Annotated in this window: 1 rRNA gene (only partly in view); it reads right to left on the reverse strand. The window is 56.9% G+C overall.

The features are described 5' to 3' along the window. Nucleotides 1–1,726 (reverse strand): 23S ribosomal RNA (locus ACZ6K0_RS43035) (it extends 1,496 nt beyond the left edge of the window). Nucleotides 1,727–1,876 lie beyond the last annotated feature (150 nt).

Genomic DNA, 1,876 nt, shown 5'->3' on the forward strand with positions numbered 1-1,876 from the left:
ATGTGTGACGGATTTGCCTATCACACGCCCTACACCCTTACCCCGGGACTACCACCGCCCGGGCTGGACTACCTTCCTGCGTCACCCCATCGCTTACCTACTACCACCTTGGATCGACGGCTCCACCACTTTCCTTTCCCCGAAGGGTCCGGAACGGCTTCACGGCCTTAGCATTAATGGATTCGATATTGGGCGTTTCAAAGCGGGTACCGGAATATCAACCGGTTGTCCATCGACTACGCCTGTCGGCCTCGCCTTAGGTCCCGACTTACCCTGGGCAGATCAGCTTGACCCAGGAACCCTTAGTCAATCGGCGCACACGTTTCTCACGTGTGTATCGCTACTCATGCCTGCATTCTCACTCGTGAACCGTCCACAACTAGCTTCCGCTGCTGCTTCACCCGGCACACGACGCTCCCCTACCCATCACAGCGGGCGTTGGCCCTATTGCTGCAATGACACGACTTCGGCGGTACGCTTGAGCCCCGCTACATTGTCGGCGCGGAATCACTTGACCAGTGAGCTATTACGCACTCTTTCAAGGGTGGCTGCTTCTAAGCCAACCTCCTGGTTGTCTCTGCGACTCCACATCCTTTCCCACTTAGCGTACGCTTAGGGGCCTTAGTCGATGCTCTGGGCTGTTTCCCTCTCGACCATGGAGCTTATCCCCCACAGTCTCACTGCCGTGCTCTCACTTACCGGCATTCGGAGTTTGGCTAAGGTCAGTAACCCGGTAGGGCCCATCGCCTATCCAGTGCTCTACCTCCGGCAAGAAACACACGACGCTGCACCTAAATGCATTTCGGGGAGAACCAGCTATCACGGAGTTTGATTGGCCTTTCACCCCTAACCACAGGTCATCCCCCAGGTTTTCAACCCTGGTGGGTTCGGTCCTCCACGAAGTCTTACCTCCGCTTCAACCTGCCCATGGCTAGATCACTCCGCTTCGGGTCTTGAGCGCGCTACTAAATCGCCCTATTCGGACTCGCTTTCGCTACGGCTTCCCCACACGGGTTAACCTCGCAACACACCGCAAACTCGCAGGCTCATTCTTCAAAAGGCACGCAGTCACGACCCATTGGGTAAACCCAATGAGCGACGCTCCCACGGCTTGTAGGCACACGGTTTCAGGTACTATTTCACTCCGCTCCCGCGGTACTTTTCACCATTCCCTCACGGTACTATCCGCTATCGGTCACCAGGGAATATTTAGGCTTAGCGGGTGGTCCCGCCAGATTCACACGGGATTTCTCGGGCCCCGTGCTACTTGGGTGTCTCTCAAACGAGCCGTTAATGTTTCAGCTACGGGGGTCTTACCCTCTACGCCGGACCTTTCGCATGTCCTTCGCCTACATCAACGGTTTCTGACTCGTCTCACAGCCGGCAGACTGTGAAAGAGAGATCCCACAACCCCGCATGCGCAACCCCTGCCGGGTATCACACGCATACGGTTTGGCCTCATCCGGTTTCGCTCGCCACTACTCCCGGAATCACGGTTGTTTTCTCTTCCTGAGGGTACTGAGATGTTTCACTTCCCCTCGTTCCCTCCACATGCCCTATGTGTTCAGGCATGGGTGACAGCCCATGACGACTGCCGGGTTTCCCCATTCGGAAACCCCCGGATCAAAGCCTGGTTGACGGCTCCCCGGGGACTATCGTGGCCTCCCACGTCCTTCATCGGTTCCTGGTGCCAAGGCATCCACCGTGCGCCCTTAAAAACTTGGCCACAGATGCTCGCGTCCACTGTGTAGTTCTCAAACAACGACCAGCCACCCATCACCCTGCTCCATAAGGAACAAGTTCACTGGGGCCGGCATCACGAAGGCAACGACCATACGGCCGCACCCTCAGATACCCAACAACGTGCCAAGCACGA

Source organism: Streptomyces sp. NPDC042346 (assembly GCF_055581845.1).